The organism is Natranaeroarchaeum sulfidigenes (assembly GCF_017094485.1).
Taxonomy (GTDB): domain Archaea; phylum Halobacteriota; class Halobacteria; order Halobacteriales; family Natronoarchaeaceae; genus Natranaeroarchaeum; species Natranaeroarchaeum sulfidigenes.
Map to the genome: position 1 here is coordinate 1,502,260 of NZ_CP064786.1, position 22,714 is coordinate 1,524,973.

Here is a 22,714-nt window from a genome sequence, read left to right on the forward strand (position 1 = left end):
CAACTGTTTGATTAGACGATTAGTCGTCGGCAGTGGCACTGACTTTGGATTCGAGTAACGGTTTCACCTCGATAACTTCGGTGTAGTGGTTCTCTCCATCCCGATAGACGAGTGCTCCGTTCTCGAGTTGTACGGAGAGTTCACCGCCGATATATCCATTTCGTTCATACTCTTTGAGTTCAGCCGGGTCACCTTGAGTCCAACATACCGCAAGGTCGACGTTCTCCAAAGGAACTTCCTCGTTGAGAAGACCTGTCAGTGTTGGATGGACTGCAGCGTTCCGGAGCCGTCCGGCGTGTCTAACGATGGCATGCACATCAGCGTCCGGCTGGAAGTCTTCGACAGAGAGTGTAAGCGACGCGTTTCCATTTACCGCTCGCTCGAGTCCGAGCAGTACTTCGGAGCTGTTGGCTGGATTGAACCCATCCGCTTCGATGCGTTCCCGTCGCTCTTTGAGTGACGACTGTTGGTTGGCCATCCGACGCCGGTGTTTACCCTCTTTACGTGTCTGAAGGTACTCCTCTTTGAACCAGGGGTCCTGCATCACTTTGGAAAGGTAGTATTCAATCTCTTCCGTGACTGCTTGATAAACTGAACTAGACTTGTTCCGGATCGTCTCCCTGTTCGCTGATAATTCGATATCTTGGCAATTTGCAACGAAGAAGAAGTGGATATATTCGTTGTCGTGAGAGATTGCCTCGTTGTGTCGCTCTACTTTGATGTGGTCCTTCGCTAACCAGACCCCGAACTGTGAAGAGTGCTTTCCGTACGTTGGCAGTTCATTACGTGCCTTCTTCCCACCGACCATGCCGACGATCTGGACCGTTGTCTCTCCTCCATCGTACTCGACATCGATTTCTTCTGCCGGATAGTGTTTGCACATTCGCTCGGCTGGGAATCTTCCGTCTCCGGGCTCTTCTTGTTCCTCTGGGAGTTCTAACCGATTTGTGGTGACGAGTTTATCCCTCGTATCATCGATGTCTTCGTCGAGTTCGACGATGATGTCCATTTCCCGCTGAAACTCACCGAACTTGTGGGCAAGTGACCCGGCGATCGTCTTCCATTTCAGGTAGTGATGGATCTTATTGTACGTAAGTTCCTCGGCGTTGAACCCTTTCCCGGACCGGAAGTTTGTGATTTTGATCTTTGTCTGGGAATTACCGCTGCGAACGGAGTGTTTCGTCAGTTCATACTTCGGGAGTTCCTTCCGATTGAGTTTTTCCCAGGGTTCCTCCATCACTGCACGGTAGCTTTTTCCATCACGGACTGTTGTAACCTCGATATGATCGCTCTTGTAGAAGATTTTCGTTCCGTGACCCTTGTATCCAATCGAATCGGTCTTTCGGGAATTACCCAGGTCGAAAAACGATTCTAGGTCCCGCTCGTTCATCCCGTGCCCATCGTCTTCGATTATAATGTCCGATCCCTCGGGCTGGTTGCGAATGCTGATTTTGACTTCCGATGCGCCTGCGTCATACGAGTTCGAGAGCGATTCGCGGATGACCTCAAGCGGATCCTCGAAGTCGCTTGCAATTTCGAGAAACTCGTTGACTTCGTTGACTTTTGGTGATTTTTTCATTAAAAATACCCTCCGAGTGATTGATTGACGACCTGATGAGCAAACTGCCGCATTGTTCTGTCTCGACCAAATGTCTCTTCGAAATAATCGACGAGGGCGTCCTCCCCACCCTGTTGAATACGATTGCGGATGTCTGCTAATTCTCGTTTCTGAACGATTAGGTTGTGCATCGCAACAGGACCAAGAATATCTTTTTTATATTCTGTATTGCCTCGCATCCAATTGACAAGGTGATCCGACTGACAAACCGGGCAGTCGCACTTCGAAAAGTCGGCTTCTTTGATCGGACTATGATCCATCAACGAATGACTGTACTTACCGTTGATTGCATTGTGTATGTGTGTACTCGAATCGAATGAATCAGCCCCGAGAGCAGCCAGAATCGGAATGGCTCTACTTGAAATACCCAAAACGTGGAGCGGCCAGTCTTCCATTCCCCACTCGGCCATCACTTCTCGACAGTCCGTGACTGCCTGAATCAGGGCACCACGATCGTCTTTTTTTGGCACGAGGCTCCCGAGGGCAATTCCATCGAACCCCTCGTGAAGCACGCCTTGCGGAACGCTATCCGTAATTACATCCAGGTACTCGTTCATCATTGAGTAGTTGTACCCGTGAAGAGTGAGATATTGAGCACCATCGAAATCACGCGTCAGCGAGAGGAAAGTGTGAATATTCTCGGCTGTCCGCTCAGCTTTCTTGACACGTTCTTGGTGGGAGTCATCAGGGGCAATAGGATGATCGAGGTTGACAATGATATCGCTCCCGAGTTGTTTCTGGATCTGGTAGACCGTTCTTTGATCCATATCTTCCTCAAAGTCGCTTCCGTCAATCTCAGCATTGTTCAGGAACTTGAACCCGCCAGAGTCAGCGAAGACGGTTCCCTCAAACGGTTCGAAGAGTTCTCTTTCCTTGATTGGCGTATCTAAGTAGGCTTCAAACCTTTTTCGAGTGAGGTTGTAGTCCGTAAGTGAAGAGACAGACATCATAGTCGCATCGAAGTAATTCGTGAGTGGGTCGACGCTCACTCTTTCCGCGCCAATCATAAACTCCTTCATTGTCCGGTGAACGCCGCCACCATAGACGCTGTTTTCTGTTCCGCCGGCATAGAAATTCATGACTGGGAACAGGTTTGGGGTTTTGAGCCTGGTTCCGTTGACGTGAAGTGTCCCAGTTCGAGCATCGCCTGCTGTCGCATTGACCTCGAAGTTGAAAGTGTTCTCGGTGATTGTTCTCGACATTATTGCTTGGATGCTCAAATGGGTGCCTCGGTTAGCGGTTCTCGTTCGCCTCGAACGACACGTTTGAGGATGTGTCCTTTGTGACCAATACCTTCTCCCTCGATGTAGTACACTTTTGCATCTACGGCGTCGGATATACCTTCAAGGGCCAGTCGATACGTACCACCGACGTTGATTATGACTTCGTCATACGTTTCAGAGACAGTCTCACGAAGTTGAGTTTGAACTCTCGGGGCCAACTCAACGGCTCTTTCCGCATTCATTCGGTTATCGTACCATTCAATCTTGGTGTCAGATTCGATAAGTCCGTGTTCTGCGGATAGTATACAGATGTCCATCTCCTCGTCGAATAACTCTTCTCTCATAGATTTTTTGATAATATTGAAGAAATATCCCGAGTAGAGTTCGAGTGCAGGGATTGCCTCCCCCGGCTCATTTTTCGATTTAGAACAGGCCTGTACCAATAGTGACGACATACACACCAGTTGCGATCACAGGTGCATTAAACTTACTACCGGCTCTTGATAGGTGCAGACAAAAGCTGGAAGTAAGACAAGCGGTCATCTACAAAAATAGTCGTCCTGGGTTAATTCTCAAAACCCCTAGTTTCACATTTATGTACTCAGACGTGGCTTGTAGAACGTCAAACCAGTGGTGAGCCTATCGTGATATCAGAATTGGAATCCGTCAACCATAAGGAGAACATGGCACACGTGCACAGAGAAATGATTAATACAAGATGGTTACTAAGCCCACGGCTATAGTCAATTACTATGGATACACCAAGGAAACGAGTGCAGCAGGCTGTCGATAGGGCAGCGGAGGTTACTTGGTGGAATCGACAAATGACAAAACTGACAGATGTTGCGGGAGTTCAGAATCCTCAGTCGTTTGTCAGTGACGAGATCGTCGAACGGAAGGGCCCGTACGTCGAATTTGTGGACGCTCCAGCGTTCCATGAAGACTCTGCAGCGGACTTTTTAAGCGAACTCGACTATCACGATCATATAATTCAGGCTATTACCGCCGAACTGTTCGGTGGTGACCCCGGCGGCTCACTCTACGAACACCAAGCTGAAACGATTTCAGCAATCGAGTCGAACACTGACGACAACATTCTCGCGGTGCCGACCGCTTCTGGGAAGACAGAGGCATTTTTCCTTCCCATCCTCGATCACTGTCTGTCGAGCGATGAAGATGGGCTGAAATCAATCGTTCTCTATCCGATGAAGACGCTGGGTGTCGACCAGCTCAATCGGTTCATCTCGTACCTCGATCAGATCAACCGTCGACGCGATCCCGACGAACGGATCACGATTGGGATTTGGGACTCGGATACCCCTAGCCGAGTGGGAACTCGTGATCACGAAATCGAGGTCGGGTCGTACGTACGAGGGCTAGAGTGTCCCCGAAACGAGGGGGAGAAGCTCAAAGTCCTTGGTGACGTCAGTGTAGGGACCGATGACAATCAGTATCCGTGGCTCCGCGTGACCCGTGAGAGCATCCGTCGTGGTGTCGATATTCTCCTCACAGGTCCCGAAGCACTCGATTACATGTTTGTGAGCGACAACCAGGAAACTCGCTCGATACTCGGGGAACAACCCGGAGAAGCCCCAGTCGAACACATCGTCTTCGACGAGGCTCACATCTGGAGTGGTATTCAGGGAGCTGCGGTTTCTCTATTGTCCGAGCGTCTAAAGGGACATTTCGCCGAACGAGATCCGCAAATCACGATGGTTTCCGCGACGGTCGACAATCCAACCGAACTAGCCGCCGACTTGACGGGAACAGACGATGAAAATCGGATCAATACAATCGAGTTCACACCGCGAGAGTTTCTAGTCAAAGGAACACCAACGTTCGATCGGCTCGAACCGTGCGAGGCGGACGACCTCATCACTGCCGTGGCACTCATCCACGTACTCTCTGTAGACGAGCGGACACTCAAGGAGGAGTTCAATGCGGGGAACGCACTGGAGACACTCAAATCGGTTGGTCTCGTGACGGGAACGGATCACATCCGTATCAACGACAGGGTCGGTCAATGGCTCACTAGCCCGATCGACGACACTGTTGAGAGAGTTCTGACGGATACCAAACACCCCGGAGTCGAGACATCGTTCACCGACCGCGAGTCGGTGGTAACTAGCGACCGCGGACAGCGACGGATCGTCGAGAGCGTTCTTGAAACCGGTGGGATGCACTCGAAATGGTTCGATTTCGTTATCGAAGCAGTACCGGAGGTCGCGCGTCTCGCGGAATGGTTCGGGGAAGACACGACAGGGGTCGTCGGGTTCAAGCACTACGATGAACTCGTCGAGCAAATGGCTGCAGAAGGAGTCGACGACCCTGAGGGTGTTTTGCAGACAGTCATGGCATTCGGTCGGTTAGCCGGTGTCGTTACTGAGAAGTATCACTACTTTTTGAAACCCCCTCACAAGGTCTTCTGGTGCCGAGATTGCGAGGAGGTTACCCGAGATAGCCGCTGTGACCACTGTGAAGCTGACTTGGCGGAACTCCAGTTCTGTCGGAGATGTCACCAACCACACGTGGAAATCGAATCAGACAGCGAAATAATGGAAGATGAGTCGTCGTACGTTCCAGTTGGTGCTTATGCCTCGACGGAGTCAGTCAACGGAGGAAAATGCCCTGGATGCGGGCAGTCACCACAACTCACTGACATCGGTGTTCCCACTTCGTCGTTGTTGTCGTATATGCTGACGGAGTTATGCCGTGTCTCTCCCTCGAAGAAGACTCTCGTTTTCTCCGATTCTCGGAGTACTGCTGAGTCCGTCGGTGATCGCATTATTGATACGGAGTATGGATTGATGGCCGAGACGTTGTATGTCGATGAACTCGTCCGAAACGGAGGGCAGGCCGACAACTTTGAACTCTTTAGATCCGTTTCCGACCGACTCCGTGACGAATACTGGGACCCACTCATTCAGAACGACATGAACGAGGACGGGACGGCGTTCAATTTCCTTCAGTCACTCCTCGATGATATCGAGGCCCACGCGATGCTATCTAATTGCAGTCATCTGTTGGACAGCGCACTCGTGACAGCGGAATCCGTCTACGACACCGACGACCTCGAAGAACTTCTTGTTGGGCATGCACTCTACAATCTATACGCCGGATCTTCCGGACAGTCGTTCTCAAAGAACCGACTCAAGTTTGATGGCCTGACTCGTGGGAAGATTATCGACCGGCTCGAATCGAGGACCGGCTACGAACGGCACGTCATCGACGCTCATCTCGACGACATCCTCCAGACCTTCCTCGATGTCGGAATCATCACTGAAGTTCCCTGGGACGAAATTCGAGACAAGATTCAGTCGTCGAATCAGGGAGAAGATGTCAAAAACGACACGTTCGACTTCATCGAGTCGGCACGCGAAACGGCGATAGATCACGACATCGTCGAGGATGCAGAAAGTGGCGTCTTCACGAGAATTCCACGGGTGGACGACAGCACCATCGTCTTGCTTTCTGAGGCCTCGTTCTGCGACGAGTGCTATCGGTCGTATCCCGTCACGGCCGATGGAGACAGTCTTTCGACGTGTCCTCATTGTGGAACGAATGTCCAGACGTATACTCGGTTCCGTGAACGCAACGGCGAACTCGTCGCCGATCCAGGCTACGCTGATGTCTCGAGCGAGTGGGAGTACGCACTCGACCACTGGGCACACGACATTACCACGCCAATACGCGGTGGGATCGACCCCGAATTTATCTCAGTCGGGATCCACAAGGGGAACATCCCGCATACGCTCCGGGGCGCGATCGAAGAGGGGTTCCGAAAGGACGATCCGGACGTAAATATCGTCAGTGCGACGCCTACCATGGAACTCGGCGTTGACATTGGGACTCTCGATACGGTAGCACAGGTCGGTATTCCGCCGACGCTGACAAACTACGTTCAGCGAAGCGGTCGAACTGGCCGAACTCGGGGTAGTTCCTCACTTGTCGTAACGGCCGTCCGTGGAAACCATCCTGTCGACAGTCACTATTACGGAAATCTTGAGACATTCCTTGGGGATTTCGAGCCTGTTAGAGTTCCAGATCCGTACGATTTCGACGAACTATTGGCTGGTCATGTTGTGACTGAGACGTTCGCGTACCTTGCTCGGAACCCACACGAGAGTAACGTCTTCGAGCGGATGTACACGGTCGACGAAAGCAAGGAGAATCTCGTCAACTTCGTGAATACGGTGACCGAGCAGCTGGATATTCTCCGTGAGTTCTTGTTAGAGGAACGGCGTGACGTCGTTACCGACCATGTACACGATATCTTCGGGGACCGCGGGATTGATATCTTCGAACAGGTATTTGAGAGAGATGGTCCCCTTTCGTTGGACAACCGGATGGATAAGACCTTCTCCAAACTGACTGGTGTCTCTACCGAAGGAGAGACTAACAAGGCGTTCACCGACCAAAACAACCGCCTCGATCAATGGCTCCAACGACTGGGCTACCTCGCTAACTACCGGTCGTTCGGACAGCAGTTCCCGGTCAACTTCACCGGTGCGAGCGATGGTATCGAATTCGAGAGCGAAGGGCGCCTCTACGACATGTTCCCCGGCGAAGAAAACGACCTTGGTGCCGTTCTTACACTTCACGGAACGGACTACATCGTCGACGATGTTCACGGTACGGCGACATCCATGACGATTGTTGCAGTCTGTGACAACGACGAGTGCGAGCGTCCCTTCCAGAGCTACGACCCCGAGACGGACTCTTGTCCCCACTGTGGAGACGATCTCGCAGAGACGCCTATTCACGGCGTCAGTTCTGTCGAGTGCACTGCGGCCCGAGGTGGCCAGAAAGGGTATTCGACACGGGGACTCCAGTCGACATATATCGAAGATCCAACCGACAATGACGCCGTACGAGTGTCTGAAGAACGGTCGGTCTTCGGGATAGATGCCCAGTTGACGTACGGACAGCTTGAGGTGACTGACTTCGTGTACGCGTTCGAGCGTTGGCACACGCGAGGTAGCGATAAGGAGGTACTTCGCTCCGAAGCTGTAATCGAGCGTGACGAAGCGAGCGGTTCGACCGGCGGATCCTGGCGTGATCGGATGGACGACGTCGAAGAGGAGATGTACCGTCCGGTCGGTCAACAGTACTTTACCCAGGGGCTCACGATCAATCTCGATGGTACGGAATTCCAAACCCGATACGAGACGCTCTCACACGAGTCGGTTTCGTGGCCACAAGCGATGGTGAGTCTTGAACAGGCACTGGAGAAGGCAATAGCCATCGTCGCCGAATGTGACCGTGACGACTTCCGCGTGAAGGCATCGATGACTGGTGATGAGATCGTGATCAGAATCGTCGACTCCCGGCAAGGGGGCAACGGCATCACGTGGCAAGTCCTCGACCAGCTCGATGCTGTCGAACGGCGAGTTCGGGAAGTTGCTGCCTGTGAACGCTGTACCGACTACTGTGACGAATGCCTGCTATTGGCCCGAACTCCGGCGTTCTACCTCGATAACGACCTCTTGGACCGGCGAACGCTGGGGGCAATCATTGGTGGCACCGCATGATTCGAGACCGACTCATCAGCGAAGTTCAAGAGTCTGAGGTGGCGTATATGTATGACCCCAGAGAGAACTCTCGGTGGGGCCTCCTCCGAGCGCTGCCGGCGCTTTGCTACCTCGGCGTTGACGACTTCACCTATCCAACGTCATGGTGCCAGTTCGGCCGAGGCGACCGTCACTTCGAGCTGGACTATGACTACCACGTGATCAGCAACTCGCTGGATATTCCCGACGATAGCCCTGACTTTGGAGTGATTACGAACGACTACTACGAAGAGGAAACGCCGTACACGATCAAGTATCTAATTGATCGGTACACGAGGAGCGATTCGATGCTGTTTGCACTCACTGACAGCAAACAGTTTCAGCCACAAGGTGCCAAACGACCGCTATATCAGGACCCATTCGTCGAAATGTTGGGAACGTACGGCTCCGTGTACGAAGAGTTCGAGGCAGCGTACCAGGAGTACGGCTGGGAGCTGCCGTTAACGAACACGAAGAATCTATTTGTCCAAGACAACGCAAACCTGTATCGGTTCGTCACGGGCGAATCGCTATCGAAGGCAACCGAACTGTTCGAGGTCCTTCCCGAGGCGCCGTACCTGCCACTGTATGATCCTCTGACAAGTGTGTTCAGTCGTCCTGAAGAGTTCGGAACAGTCCCACTTGACGCTGAAGAGGGATTGCCGGAACTGGTCCGATGGCTTCGACGGCGTATCGAGTGGGATCGTGATACTGCACGCGATATTGCGTCCTCGCTGAACAAAGTTGTGATTTCAGAGGGGAGTACGTTCGATCCCGCGGCTGCTCGACGACATCCTTCGATCCGAGAAGCCCGCCAAGCAGCGAAGAATCTCGACCCAGAAGCATCGCCTATTGATCACCGCTACGCAGAGTGGCTAACGAGGTACGAACTATGAGCGAAGGCTACATTCTCAACGCACTACAGACGCCGGGAGTGCTACGTCCGGTGTACGAGTCCGTTTGCAGAGGTAACGGCACACGACTAACTGTTCGACACGATACCGGTCTCGACAGGGATGCGGTACAACAAGCGACGGACGGTCTCCGTTATGTCCGCCTTCTTGGACAGGAAGACGGCGAGTACTATGCCGCTGATATTCCATGGGAAATAGAAAGTGACGCTCTCGAATTTCGAATGGCAGTTCTCCATAACCTCGCTCAAGAGTGCACGCCTGGTGACTGGGGGAAACAAGCCGTCGTGCTGTTGAACTACCAATATTTACTTGAGAAGGACATCCAGTATTTCAAAAACGACGACTCCGTGTTGTACGACTCGATTAACGAGTGGCACCGTAACGAAAAAAACTATATTCCGATGTCGCAGCAAGGAGAGATTGATCTGAACAAAAACAAGTTCGTTAACTGGACGCGTATCATTGCGTATCTCGGGTTGGTGCACAAGGCTTCTGGACGAGAGCATACTGTTTATCCAGACCCTGACATCGTCGAAACGTCAATCCAGCTCGCAATCGAAGAACGAGGATCAAACGGTCGGATTGAGATAGAAAAGTACCTAGATTGGCTCCGGAAGAACCTCTTCCCTATCACTAGAACGAGCAGTGGTGAACTACCTGCGTCCCTCAGTCGCATTCTCTACAACCTCGTTCGGGACGGGACCATCAGCTTGGTAGAGTACGGGGACGCCGGAGCCGTCTCACTCGCCCGTACCCCCCGACGTGACGGTATCGATGCTGAAGCGAACACTATCGAGGTGATGTCCGAATGAGTAAGACCGCTACCGCGCCCGAGTTGTACTGTCCACATCTCCAGGAGGTCGATAACCAGACGCTCCAACAATTGTTCAGCAAGGTAGCTGCTGTTCGGTCACAGAACCGAGAGTTATTCGATTTCACTCATCGCCGAATCGAAGTTTTCCAGGAATCGGCTGGTGAAATCGAGACGGTTTCTGAAGAGGAGGTTTACGATCAGTTTGACGAAGACAAACTGAAGAACTTCGCTGTCGTGATCGAAGGTGAAGTCGGCACGGGGAAGTCTGAACTCTGTGCATATCTCTCACACAGGTTAAAGGACGATGGACGGCCGATTCTGCACGTCGACAAAGAAGACGATTTGATGTCCTTGCTATCTGAACGACTCCCAGAGTTTTATCACGAACAGTTCGGTGAGGAAATGGAGGGTGCAGCCGATTTTAAGCGTCTTCGAGATGACATCGAGTCCGTTCCCCAAGTCGTTGCGAACAGTGCCGTATCTAATTCGATTTTAAATCTGCGACAGCGAGGTTACGATGTCGGTGTAACTGAAAAGCAGGAAAACAAGATTTCCGAGTTCATAAGGGACAAGCTGCGGTTGTTCGTGGAGAGAGGGAAATACGCTACCGAGATTAAGTTCGTCACCGAGCAGGAATATCGACAGAACGAGTTCCTACAAATCTTCACTGACACATCCATAGATGAAGCCGTTGAAAAGTACAACGAAGAAATTTGGCGGGTCGTCAGGGAACGGTACGAAACTGCGTCACTATCGTCTGTTCTCAAGAGTATCGGGTCGGAATTTACGGATACTCGACCAGTCATCGTTTTTGAGGACTTCTCGATTACGGCAATGGAGGCCAACAAACTAGCTAGCTTCATCGAGAGCGACTCTACAGAGAACACCTGGGATTTCATCATCGCCGGAACGCGTGATTCTACCGATCCACTGCATACGCAAACGGCCGAATCCCGTTACGAGTTCTACCAGACGAACAAAGGCGACCAAGGTGTTCTCTTTTTGGATCAAGACAGTGCAGTGGACTTCGTACGACCGTACCTCGGCTACTTCAAGTCGCTCGACGACAGCGTTCAGTACGAACGTGAGGATGGGACTTTTAAACTGAAACCGGCCCCCTCCGGTACGCGATGTGATCAGTGTGGCCTCTGTGATGAGGAGTTTCGAGATCTCTTCCCGTTCAATGAACACTTCCTTAAGCGGATTTTCATCGGCATGGAGGAACACCAGGGGACACCTTCTCCTCGGGAGTACATTATGACCGTGTTCGATGTGCTCAGTGCCTATTACGAGGGGAAGATTACTGTCCCTTCGAACGCCAAGTCGCTACAACCGTTGGTGAACCGGATCGGCGTCGCCGACGCAGTGTACGAGGATGCAGAAGACTTCGGCCGACTGGCGCGCTGGTATGGAATACCAGACGATAACAACGAAATGGTCATTGTCGACCGACGTTTCGCTAAGGCATTCGGACTTGTTGACTCGGGAGATGGAACAGCTGATCTTCCGGGTCCCGTCGAAGCCAGAGTAGATGAAATCCGTATCCCAACGTCCGACATCGATATAAGCTCCTCACCGGAGAGAGCCAGTGACGATGATAACGATAGCGAAAATGATGGGGATTCATCTAAATCCATCTCGCAGACAGATCCTGTCGAGGAAGAATTCAAGGAACAAGCACCGCTGATCGAATCTTGGCGGAACGCTCCACGTGATTACAAACGGACCGCACAGTATTTGGAACGCGGTTTAGAAGACGCGGTTGAGAAGTTGACTGACGGTCATATTCTCTATGAGGGAACGTCGCTAGAGTACAACCTCAGTAGCCAAAAGCGGCCATTTGTGTTCTCGATTACCGAAGACACCCCCGACGACGATCAGATCGTTATCGATCCGAACGAATTTAGACTCTCAGAACTCCGCAGCGTCCTCAGGTTCGGGATCGAACGAGACAAGAACCCGAGAAATGCTGGCTACGACGAACTCTTGTCGACGACCGGAACACAGCTTACTGGCTACGCCAAGGAATGGCGGGCACAAATCCGTAATACGAATCTAGAGTCAAGCAACGCCCTCTATACGAAACACTCGCAGTACGATTTTACTGACTTCATCTTAGCAGCATATAGTTACGTTATCGTTCTGGACTCTCCTTGGAAGCCTCTCTCGGCCGAAACACTTTGCGACCGCTTCGGCGACGGGGAGTATGCAATCGATTCTGATATCCGCACATGGCTCGACTCAGAACTCGAACATAGTCAGGTCAGAGCACTCAAACGACTCGTCGAAAATGCGTCTCACCTCGAAGAAATGGTCGGTGAGCTGTTTGGTATTAGTGGTTCCAACCTTGACCAGTATCAAATTAGCCAATGGCTCAACCACCAAACTCCTCATACGGTTCTCGGGGGCCTCGGACGGACGTATATCAAGAACGTCGATAACAGAGTCCGTTTCAAAGATGGGACAAAAATACGAGAATTAGCAGATACCGCGTATGATGCACGCCGAGGCCTTGAAGAAATCTCGAGTCGATACCAACAAGACACCGTCGATGATATCGAGTCAAATCTCAGTGACATTTCCATGGACGAGTTCGATCGAATTGTCTCAAAACTCGGTACCTACGAGGTAGACCCTGACGTCATGGAACCGCTCAAGCAATTCAATCAGCTGGAACAGTCAGACATCGATGCTGTGGTTGAGGCAGCGAAGGCGGCAAACTCTCTGTATAGTCCAAGTACTTTCAAATCGATACGGGCAGTACTAGCGAGTATCAAATTGGATAACTCCACGGTCTACGAACGCTACCAAGCAGTGCCGTTACGATCGACAAACGGTTCTCAAGATATCGGGTACGAATTCAAGGAGGTGGCTCAGTATTATGCAGAGTGACGAATCAGCCGATGAACTCACGTTTGAGGAACACCTCCAGGGAATGTATTACCGGTATAGACAGCAACACCTCGAAGAACGGCTGGAGGAACTTGCACAGACGATGGAAGAGACGTTACTGCAACGAGCACTTACAAAGGCGTTCTTCAACGAATCAATCGATATCGATGAGGATGCGAAGACTGCTGTTCAAGAAACGGTTGAAAAATTAGAGGCTGGCCGATACGATGAAGTTGACAAAGAACTCGATTCACTCGCAAAGACGGTCGAACAATCGGAAACCCAGGTGACCAATCAAATCCAGCAATTACGGATCGATAGGCAGGACACCATCAGCGCGATGCGGAGGCTGAACGAACGTGTCGAACGTGTTGACCAGTCTCAACTTAGCACACTGGAATCCCTATTGAACGGCTGGGAGTGGAAGTCACAAGTATATATAGAGACGAACGACACGTTTGAAGAGCATCGACAGGAAGCCAGAGAGTACGGCAACGATATGGCGGCGATCTTCGAAGACCTGAAAGACCAACTGTTCGGGGCTTACGACGATACTGAGCTTCGGCCACTCGTTAGACGACTTCTCGACAAGGACCGCTTGCGATTAGATGAACTCACAGAGGAGGAACGACGACAGCTTGCTGAGTCCGACCTCGCAGACCATGTTGAATTGAAACTCTCGTAGCCCTACATCTGTCAGTAGGGACACCCCGATACATACTCATTGAATCGGTCACAAAATACGGAAACAAACCATGGATGTGCAGTTCCTCAGTCCAGAGGGAAATGTATTAGGAGCCTCCGTGGGACAGCAGTCATAATTGAACGTCAGAATGCAATACATTGACCGCAATACGAAACCGGGGCGGATAGAGGATAACGTACGACCGCTCCTCGAGGCGATGCTTGAAAACAAGCAAATTAGATACGCTGACCACGAGGAGCCCCCACATGTAACAAAAGCGATTAAATACGAACGTCAGAGGCAGGACCGGCGAGACACAAGTACATATACCGGTGACGATCAGTTTGTCCAATCGATTATTGACGTATTCGGGTTTGATCCGTTGGACTTCCAAATTAACAGTTGGCAAACAGTTGACGAACTGGATGAACGTCGACGGACAGAAAACGACTCGAAGGGTGCAGTCTTTTCGGCGCCGACGGGGTTTGGTAAGACTGAGGCGTTTCTCGGCCCTCTCTATCAACTGCTACGTGAGGAGCGACAGGAGTCCGTGGCCATCGTCTACCCGAGCCGTGCGCTCCTCCAGGACCAACTTGGCCGAATTCTCGAGCACGTTCATGCAATCGGGACAGAGCACGATAATCAGCTTTCAGTTGGCTGTTATGTTGGCGGAATGCCGTGGGAAGTCTCTGACGTTGGTACCGAGGGTTTTTTCGAGAAGACAAATGGGCGCCCACGATTCAAACTCTGTAATTGCTGGTGCGGTGAAAATGAATCCCATGCATTCGAACTTCATAACACCTCAAAATCGTATGTCTTAGAGTGCGAGCATGACTCTTCTCATCGTTTCACTGATCGAGAACTGGTGCTCTCTCGTAAGGACCTCGTGTTCAATCATCAACCGGACATTGTACTAACGACCCTCGAATCCCTCGAGAACTTTGCACACAAGCCTCACTACCCTCTCGTCGATAGTTTCGATACGATTGTTTTGGACGAGGTCCACCTCTATACAGGTCTGCGCGGCGCACACGCGGCGAAAATCATTCAGAACGTCGACGATATCTCGGATAGTCCACTATTGTGGCTCGGTTCGAGTGCGACGATCGACGATCCGGAACGTTTCGGACGACAAATCTTCGGCTTATCCTCACGCGATATCGAGACCACCAAACCTCCAGAGTCTGACTACGACGACGGTCACGACGACTACGAACACTACTACTTCATGCTGGCACCCGAAGATGGGCCTGGCGTCACCTCGATGGCGATCCAGCAGTCGATGTTGCTCGGGCATACGATGCTTGAGGATACAGAAGGCAACCGAAGCAAGCAGCTATCGTTCATCGACAGCATCTCCCAAATCAATCAACAGCGGGTCCAGCTTCGAGACGCAGACCGGTCAAACGAACTCTGGCAGTACCATCGCCGGAGTCTCTTCGAGGAAGACTGGGACTCGGTTGCTTCCAGTATGGGCCAACGGTTTATCGACGAACCGCTCCAGTTCTTGCCCGTTTATTCCGATCAAGGCTTCGACAAGGATCACGCAGCTGACAGCGATATCCTGTTGTCCACAAATTTCCTCGAAGTCGGCATCGATGTCGGAGAGATAAAAATCGTCACTCAACATCGTACTCCGTGGAACCTCTCATCGTTCCTCCAGCGTGCCGGTCGAGCGGCCCGAAAGCCGGGTATGGATTCCCATGTGGCCGTGTACCTATCCAGCCTGACTGGCGACGCTAATATGTTCTATCGAGCCGATCGGTTCCTCGGCTCCGATATCCGAACACCGCTGAATACGGACAACCGAGTCGTCGAGTGGATGCATGATCGGTTCAACCGCTACTTCAACCACGTCTCGGAGATTGACGCCAAACGGTTCAGATCTTCGGTAGAAGCTCACAGGACGTTTCTTGAAGACTATCTAAGAGAGGACTTGGAATACGATGCGTACTACGAAATGATCATTAACCCGAAAGAGTTCTTTGACGAGGCGCTGGGCCTCGACGTTCCGGCCGATCAGCTCCTCTCCCAGCAAGTCGTAGACGACGTTCGAGATGAGGTCGACGAATATCTGGAAGAGCAGAGTGAGGAGCTATCGGATATCGAGGAGTACTTCGGGATGGAAGACGGCGAGATCATTCGCGGCTCTGACGCCATTGAGACGTATATTCTTGAAGTCCAAGAGCAGACTCTCCGTGTAGTAAATACATTCGATGGTCAGGTTTCTGGGTTCGTTCATAAGTTAGAGAAGCACGATGCGAGCGGGTACGATGACCTCGTCGAATCCCTGAACGAAGAGTTGGCCAACACACGCGAAGAGGCACAGGAACTTCCGGACGTCAGCCCTGCCGAGACGGTGGCACACTTCTCATCGCTTCTCGCTCGCCTGTTCGGACTGTTGGGTAAACTAATGGAGCTCCGGAATCACGCTAACAGAGCCGCTGAGGAGCCAATTCCACAGGTGAACCAGGAGAAGCTGTCCACCCTGAATGACGCCGTCAATCAACTCGAAACACTCAGCGAAGACGATCGGCTGCAAGAGTACTACCAACTCGAAAAGCAGATTCACCACCTACGTTCCGCGCTAGAGGAGTATCGATCGTATCTTGACGCGAATACCCCTTACAACTCGCTCTATCGGATCAAGGACTTGCTCCGTGGAGCATACTACTTTGATCTGTACCTTCAGACCACTGACGAGCGCCTCGATGACGATGTTTGGTTCGTTCCGCCAGACTACTTCGGGAGTTCAGGACAGTTCGTAAAGGTGTTCCGAGAAAACGACCCTCAGGACCGACCTGAGGAGTCTATTGACCAGATTCTCAGCACCTATGCTCCGTATCATTCGGAATATCAGTCCGAGTCCGGACGAATGCAGGTCTTCCTCCCAGACACGACTGTCACTGAAGACGGTGTTGTGATGGATTACACCAAGCATGTTTCTGGTGAGGAGCAGGAGGGTGTGCTCGTTCCGGACACGCTCCAATTGTCGGAAGTTCAGGACCTCTCCGGAGATAGCGCTATGGAAATCGTTCAGTATTGTCCAGAGTGTTTTCAGGTTCTTCCCAGCGATATCGACCGTTGTCTCCGACACGAGCAACGTGAGTACGGTAAGATTCACTCCGAACCCCATGTTGACACGACCGTAACTAATCGCACGCCCATCGAACAGACAGGTGATCTCACACTGGCTGACCTTGAGGCAAAAGTTTCGCTTGAGAGTGTGACTCTCGAGATTACGCCCGGCCGATATTACGGGGATGAAATCGGAGTAGCCTACGACAAAGATACAGACAGATTCTCCCAAGAGCTACAGAGTCCCGAGACGCCGCTCGGATATACGACACGAACCCGGGGGCTCGTCTACGACATGGATACCTTCTTAGACAGCATTGAGGATGAAGTCCGAGAGTACGTTGAGCGGTACAAAGACCTCGATGACACAGATTTCGAGTATCTTGCCTATCACACTGCCGCCCACTTCTTCCTACAGTTCGTGACGGATGTCAGTAGCGTTAGTAACCAACGTGTATTCTACGGGTTCGACGAGGGTGTCGGCGAGGTATATGTTTTCGAGCGCACTGAGGGTGGACAGGGTATCGTCGATCTCGTCTACGATGAAATTCAGTCTGACCCCGGAAGCGTTCTCGAATCGATGAACCGTTTACTGTACAACGAGCAGGTGATCGGTGAACGGCTATGGTCCCGGGCAGAATTCGTCGGTCGGCTTCCGACCGACGATCCAAATGAGGAGACGATACGGTCCATCGTTGTAGAGTATCTGCCAATAGCGTTTGACGATGTCATCGACCGTGTTACGGGAGAGATAGTATCGACCGTCGACCACGCTCATCAGTTCGCAACTGACGAAGACATCGCTGTGAGAGACGCGTACGACCTCAAACACATCGTTGCGGCTGCACAAATCAACGGGGAAGACGAGTTCCCGACTGATGCCGTCGAGCAGCACGAGACCAATATCTCCGACTCGGATCGTGTGAAGGCGGCGTTCCATTCGCCAGACATAGACGGTTGTGTCGAGAACCTCCACATAACGGACTGTATTGAAGCAGGTGAGCAGAGTGAGACGCTTAGCTACGTTGTTCTAGAAGCTCTTCGAGAGCATTTGACCACAACCGTTCCTGCAACCGATGCAGCTGACGAAATGTTCGACCAGGAACTCCCCCCAGGAGGTGAGATCAATGGTACAAGCATTTTCCTTGACTTCTGACAGCCTGAGCTACTTCATTGGGTACACACTGTTGCACGCCCCACGGACCATCGTCGTCTCGCCATGGCTAAGCGACGTCGAACTTCGATTCCCAGTGAACGAGCATATAGAAGATCGTCGCATGAATATGCTAGATGCAATCTCCGAACTCCCCGATACCGACGTGACGTTCATCGTCCGCGAAGGGGAGGACCACAATGACTTTGTCCGAGAACGACTTCCAGACGGTGTCACGATGCTCGAGATAGAAGACCTTCACGCCAAAGTCGTCGTTTGTGATGAATACGCATATATCGGCTCTGCGAATATCACCCGCGGTGGTTTGACCCTCAATCGTGAAGTCTGCGAAGTTATCGAAAACGAGTACGATAATGCGGTTATATATGTCGAAGAGGAACTCGATGTATATCTTTAGTGTGATTGTATAATTCGTACGAAATACATCTCCATAAAAAATTCTTATATTCTCATTCAGTTCTGTCAGGTGGGTTGCATAGCAATATATTTCAGGAATCATACTGAATACAGACGTGAATCCGTTATTCAATCACCTCTATGGCCGGGGATTTTTCAAAATTTTGATGGGCTATTCTACCCTCCGATAGATTTAACACCTGCTGATTAGACGGAGTTTATGAACAATGTCAGCTGAAAACGCAGATTCAGAGGACAGTCTCCCCGATATTGCAAGCCATATTATAGACCTTGAGTCTGACGAAGACTCCGAAAGTTACAGCATTGATATCCAAACAGAAATTCGAGAAAATGGGATCCAAAATTTAGAGAGCCTTGATTATCGAGACTTAGCGAAGCGTCTTGATGAAGATCTGATGAAAATCTCTAGATCATTCTTCGGAAAGTTAATGACAAATTCTATCCTCAAGATACCAAAATTCCAAAGGGACTACTCATGGGATGTTGAAAATCATGAACAGTTCTGGTATAGTCTTCGGAATCAGGCTGAAACAATTAACTCTGCAAGCAATAAACGAAATGCACTCACAGAAAGTTTTCTTGGGACGATTTATATTGCGGAAGAGGATGATTCTTCAAGTTCATTCCAAGTTATTGATGGACAACAGCGGCTAGCAACTACCTCTATCATACTCAATACATTGCGAAGAAAGATAGAAAAAGAATCCAAGAATCTTAATGATGCAGAAGAAACATTTGCAGAATTTCTACGAAAGCAGATTATTAGCCGATGTATCTATGAAGATTCTGGATCTGAAGGACGTTCTAATAAACTCTCAATCAAAATGCGCGGTCATGATCATGATTACTTCAGAATTATATTCGATGATAGTGCAACCCGGATCTTGAGTATAGCGAATGAGATGCGTGAGCCTTCCGGACAGGGAATTAAAATCAGTACTATCTTTGAAAAGTTGGGGAGAGATACAGAGACTATTGATGAAGATAACCTCGAAAGACTTGGTCTTGAGTTGAGCGATACGAAGTACTACGCACATAGGGGCTCGCACAACAGGCTTTTTAAGGCCAAAAATTACTACGACGAGGCAATTGATCGGTTCCTATCGGAAGTTATTAGCCTCAATGAGGACCAGCACATGCAGCGTATCTATGCAATGCTCAATCTCGCTATTATTTTGATGCGCGGATTCCAGGTTATACAGGTCAGACTTACAACCAGTGTGAAACCTGAAACCAAAGTACAGATATTTCAATCGCTTAATGAGACTGGAAAGAATCTAACAGTATCGGAGAAAATACGCGCTCGCATCGTGGCACAATTCGGATTCGAAGCCGACGAAGTGGATTCTTGGGAAGAAATCAATAGATTGCTAAGCGATCACACCGTCGATACCGAGGAATATCTGATTGATTATCTTATCGCCACTAGCGAGAAACCCGATAATAAATCTAAGGTTGGAAAACGAGTCCTTGACGCGTTTAGCATTTCAGAGCGGCCGAGTGCTTACATGCCCTCGAGAATTGAGGATAAGGAAGAAGGTGAACGATTTATAAGTCATTTAGAGGAAAGCTCTCAGAGATACATCGATCTTACTAAACATAAGCAACTCGATAACCAATACTTCCAAGCTGATGACGATGACGTCTCCTCGGAAGAATTAAATGAACTACACGCACGTATATCCCAGTATCTCCAGAGACTAACCGGTGAACAATGGGTCCCATTCCAGTTACTACTTTATAACGAGTTGGCTAGTGGGGACTCAGATGTTGACCCTTCGGTACTTGTAACTATGCTTGATGTTACGGAAAACATCATGCTGCGCTATTCGCTAACAAATGCGCGTGCTACGGCCATCGATACTACATTTACTACTTCGTGTGTGAATTATAATAGAAAGAAGATACCAAACGACATTCGTGACCATCTCGGGTATTCCGAGTCGGATTCGTTTAGCTCCGTAGACACCGACCTTCTCACCGAACTTCTTCTTCACTCAACCAAGCTGGAGCAGATATCTCGGGCAGAATTAGAGCAAGCTCTCTTGTACAAATCAGCGTGGCCAAACCTCCAACCGCTTCTATTGCGAATCTCGCGGGAGAATATGCGCAACGCCGAGGATGCAGGCCGACGATCGACGGAGTCGTCGATTAAGCTGCGGCAGGAGGAGCTACAGGAAGAGCATATCCTTCCTCAAACACCAAAACTCTCGGATAGTGATAATGAAAAAGCGTGGCTAGAATACTTCTTGAGCCATCCGAGGGAAGATGCTGGTAATAGTAATGGCTCGATAGAGGACCGCGATTTAGGGGACGAGGCTATCGAATCAGAAGGTATCCTGCCGAATTGGTTATCGGGTGATGATATTGATCAGTGCAACTTGGACGACGAAGGGGATCTCATTTTTAGTAGAATTACTGAGCGATTCATCGAGGATGCAGGTAATAGAATGTTAATCAATGGTACAGTCAACAACAGAATAAAGAACAGTCCATTTTCACTTAAGCTAGCATTCTACTATCTTTCTTCTTATAAGGACTTAGATGATATGGGGGAGTTCCTTGCCAACCTCGATAATATTGAAGCAACTGAAGAGGAATTCGTGAGGCTAATTGTGGAATTTTCGGAATTGGGAGAATTGTCCGATGGCGAATTGGAATTCTTGCTATATCAAGTATCAGATATATTTGGAAAAAGTAAGGGATGGGTGAAAGACAATACAGAAGAGGACCCAATAATGGATTGGGACCTGATTGAACCAGAAGGGTTAGAGGATAGATTTGATACAGCTGCTGATTTCCTTCAACACTTTGATATTGATGAGGATGAGCACGAGTCATTCTATGAAGTTAACTGGGAAAATATGGAACCCATCATTGATGACCAGAGGTTAATCTTTCAAAAGATGATAGAAAATGAGGGAGATAACGAAAACAAAGCTGGGAGAACTGACGATAACCAGCCACTTAAAGTTGCTTACGGAGACTTTCGGACAAATCTTGTTGAATCAATACTGCTCAAAATAAAGCGAGAAGGAGATCTTTCAGACGTAGCAAATGAGTATCCTACTGTTCATGTGTTCAATCAAAAGTGGAACTGGAAGAGATTAGCAGAGAGAAAAGCCCATCTTGTTGAAGAGACACTCGACTCACTAAATTTCCGCACAAGAGATATTCCGAGAGAGGATATCGATAGGGATGATGCATTTGAACAAATATATGAATCGCTGAACCGATAGGGGATATAATAAATAGTATATGGTTTTATTTATCGAAGTAACTTAGATTCATTGTATTGCTCCATCACTGCTTCAGAATCAAGAAACCAGGCTTAGCAGTCGTCTGAGGATACGTTATTTTCTAAATGGGTGTAATGGTTGCATTTTCGTCAATATCTGCCATTTTCGAAGATATCTTATCTTGGTTCGTATCAGATTTGACAGTTGCCGACATCTTACGTGTTTCTCGTTAACATAAAGATAGTATCGTTTAGCTTAATCTGCAGGATTAATTGACTAACTCGAAACGTCCAAGTCACCTGAATTCAGCTCAGTCATTGTTGTTCCGCGTCTTCTCACTGCCGTCCATTGATATATTGACGTGACCTATGTCAATAAAATAGATTTATATTCTGTATCCAGTATTGACCGCGATCAAATTGGTATGTTTCAACTGAGAGATCACCCATCAATTTTTAACTCAGGCTTCGTCTTGTTCGACCGATGCTCTCGGATAAACTGAGAGAGATTCCGGTAGATACACAGGGAGTGTACTGCCTGTTTGATCTTGATGGGAACGCAGCTTATGCAGGGAAAAGCAGCGACCTTCGAAGTCGACTTCGCCAGCACTTCATCCGTCAAGACTCAAGCGTAGCCAGCTATGGTCGCTTGGATATCTGGGATATTAGCCACTTCCATTGGTGGGAAGCGGAGTCATACGACCGTGCGGAAGACTTCCTCCTCGACTACTATTCACCGTACCTGAATTTCAAGAGTGATCTTGAAACGCCAAATGGATCGTCGCCTATCGGGTTCGAAAACCCGGATGGCGTTGTACATCTCATTGATGAAGAAGAGCGTGAATTTCGATCCCAGCCCTATAACCGAACTAAACAAAAGATAGATCATATCTCACGGATGGTCGACAAGATCAAGCTGGCTGGCCACAGCGACAATACGAAGCGTACTCTCTACGAGCACCAACGGATTTTGCGAAATAATATCGACGAATTCCTCGGTGTGAAGCAACCAGAGGACCAGTCTGATCTTCAAGATTATACCGAATGATGTGCCCTCTTATTCCGTAGAAAGCGAATTTCACATTTATGCGTAAGGACCACCCTTGGGGCGG

The 22,714-nt window shown here is 49.9% G+C and carries 12 protein-coding genes; 9 read left to right on the forward strand and 3 right to left on the reverse strand.

The genetic code is table 11. The features are described 5' to 3' along the window. Positions 1–19: 19 nt before the first annotated feature. Genes AArcS_RS07940 through AArcS_RS07950 form a run of 3 tightly spaced genes read right to left on the reverse strand, consistent with a single transcriptional unit; the run spans position 20 to position 3,296 of the window. The gene (locus AArcS_RS07940) at positions 20–1,579 is read right to left on the reverse strand and encodes an ATP-binding protein (RefSeq protein WP_238479947.1); all 1,560 of its coding nucleotides are present in this window, start codon (positions 1,577–1,579) and stop codon (positions 20–22) included. Next, complete coding sequence (locus AArcS_RS07945; protein WP_238479948.1) at positions 1,579–2,820, reverse strand: tRNA-guanine transglycosylase; 1,242 nt, start codon at positions 2,818–2,820, stop codon at positions 1,579–1,581. Before AArcS_RS07945 ends, AArcS_RS07940 begins: the two co-directional genes overlap by 1 nt. A 14-nt stretch (positions 2,821–2,834) precedes the next feature. Beyond that, the gene (locus AArcS_RS07950; RefSeq protein WP_238479949.1) at positions 2,835–3,296 is read right to left on the reverse strand and encodes a DUF6884 domain-containing protein; all 462 of its coding nucleotides are present in this window, start codon (positions 3,294–3,296) and stop codon (positions 2,835–2,837) included. Between the two features lie 369 nt (positions 3,297–3,665). Between AArcS_RS07950 and AArcS_RS07955 the strand changes: the two genes are divergently transcribed. The 9 genes from AArcS_RS07955 to AArcS_RS07995 all read left to right on the forward strand — a co-directional run bounded on the left by AArcS_RS07955 (position 3,666) and on the right by AArcS_RS07995 (position 22,650). Beyond that, positions 3,666–8,372: a DEAD/DEAH box helicase gene (locus tag AArcS_RS07955; RefSeq protein ID WP_238479950.1), complete on the forward strand. Its 4,707-nt coding sequence runs from the start codon at positions 3,666–3,668 to the stop codon at positions 8,370–8,372. After that, complete coding sequence (locus AArcS_RS07960) at positions 8,369–9,286, forward strand: hypothetical protein (protein WP_238479951.1); 918 nt, start codon at positions 8,369–8,371, stop codon at positions 9,284–9,286. Before AArcS_RS07955 ends, AArcS_RS07960 begins: the two co-directional genes overlap by 4 nt. After that, the gene (locus AArcS_RS07965) at positions 9,283–10,116 is read left to right on the forward strand and encodes a hypothetical protein (RefSeq protein ID WP_238479952.1); all 834 of its coding nucleotides are present in this window, start codon (positions 9,283–9,285) and stop codon (positions 10,114–10,116) included. Before AArcS_RS07960 ends, AArcS_RS07965 begins: the two co-directional genes overlap by 4 nt. Beyond that, positions 10,113–13,010, forward strand: coding sequence for an ATP-binding protein (locus AArcS_RS07970; RefSeq protein WP_238479953.1), 2,898 nt, complete (start codon positions 10,113–10,115; stop codon positions 13,008–13,010). The genes AArcS_RS07965 and AArcS_RS07970 overlap by 4 nt, the downstream gene beginning before the upstream one ends. After that, positions 13,000–13,695, forward strand: coding sequence for a hypothetical protein (locus AArcS_RS07975; RefSeq protein ID WP_238479954.1), 696 nt, complete (start codon positions 13,000–13,002; stop codon positions 13,693–13,695). Before AArcS_RS07970 ends, AArcS_RS07975 begins: the two co-directional genes overlap by 11 nt. A 148-nt stretch (positions 13,696–13,843) precedes the next feature. Beyond that, the gene (locus AArcS_RS07980; protein WP_238479955.1) at positions 13,844–17,929 is read left to right on the forward strand and encodes a DEAD/DEAH box helicase; all 4,086 of its coding nucleotides are present in this window, start codon (positions 13,844–13,846) and stop codon (positions 17,927–17,929) included. Then, a complete protein-coding gene (locus tag AArcS_RS07985; protein WP_238479956.1) occupies positions 17,901–18,344 on the forward strand; it encodes a phospholipase D-like domain-containing protein in 444 nt (147 codons plus the stop codon). Before AArcS_RS07980 ends, AArcS_RS07985 begins: the two co-directional genes overlap by 29 nt. 226 nt (positions 18,345–18,570) lie before the next feature. Beyond that, entirely contained in the window at positions 18,571–21,603 is a 3,033-nt protein-coding gene (locus tag AArcS_RS07990) for a DUF262 domain-containing protein (protein ID WP_238476872.1), read from the forward strand. A 483-nt stretch (positions 21,604–22,086) separates the two neighbouring features. Beyond that, complete coding sequence (locus AArcS_RS07995) at positions 22,087–22,650, forward strand: GIY-YIG nuclease family protein (RefSeq protein ID WP_238476873.1); 564 nt, start codon at positions 22,087–22,089, stop codon at positions 22,648–22,650. Positions 22,651–22,714: the final 64 nt, after the last annotated feature.

Bases quoted from the DNA above. Each gene is read 5' to 3' on its own strand.
- AArcS_RS07960 (WP_238479951.1), top strand. From the start codon at position 8,369: ATGATTCGAGACCGACTCATCAGCGAAGTTCAAGAGTCTGAGGTGGCG.
- AArcS_RS07990 (WP_238476872.1), top strand. From the start codon at position 18,571: ATGTCAGCTGAAAACGCAGATTCAGAGGACAGTCTCCCCGATATTGCA.
- AArcS_RS07955 (WP_238479950.1), top strand. From the start codon at position 3,666: ATGACAAAACTGACAGATGTTGCGGGAGTTCAGAATCCTCAGTCGTTT.
- AArcS_RS07965 (WP_238479952.1), top strand. From the start codon at position 9,283: ATGAGCGAAGGCTACATTCTCAACGCACTACAGACGCCGGGAGTGCTA.
- AArcS_RS07995 (WP_238476873.1), top strand. From the start codon at position 22,087: ATGCTCTCGGATAAACTGAGAGAGATTCCGGTAGATACACAGGGAGTG.
- AArcS_RS07950 (WP_238479949.1), bottom strand. From the start codon at position 3,296: ATGTCGTCACTATTGGTACAGGCCTGTTCTAAATCGAAAAATGAGCCG.
- AArcS_RS07940 (WP_238479947.1), bottom strand. From the start codon at position 1,579: ATGAAAAAATCACCAAAAGTCAACGAAGTCAACGAGTTTCTCGAAATT.
- AArcS_RS07945 (WP_238479948.1), bottom strand. From the start codon at position 2,820: ATGTCGAGAACAATCACCGAGAACACTTTCAACTTCGAGGTCAATGCG.
- AArcS_RS07970 (WP_238479953.1), top strand. From the start codon at position 10,113: ATGAGTAAGACCGCTACCGCGCCCGAGTTGTACTGTCCACATCTCCAG.
- AArcS_RS07975 (WP_238479954.1), top strand. From the start codon at position 13,000: ATGCAGAGTGACGAATCAGCCGATGAACTCACGTTTGAGGAACACCTC.
- AArcS_RS07980 (WP_238479955.1), top strand. From the start codon at position 13,844: ATGCAATACATTGACCGCAATACGAAACCGGGGCGGATAGAGGATAAC.
- AArcS_RS07985 (WP_238479956.1), top strand. From the start codon at position 17,901: ATGGTACAAGCATTTTCCTTGACTTCTGACAGCCTGAGCTACTTCATT.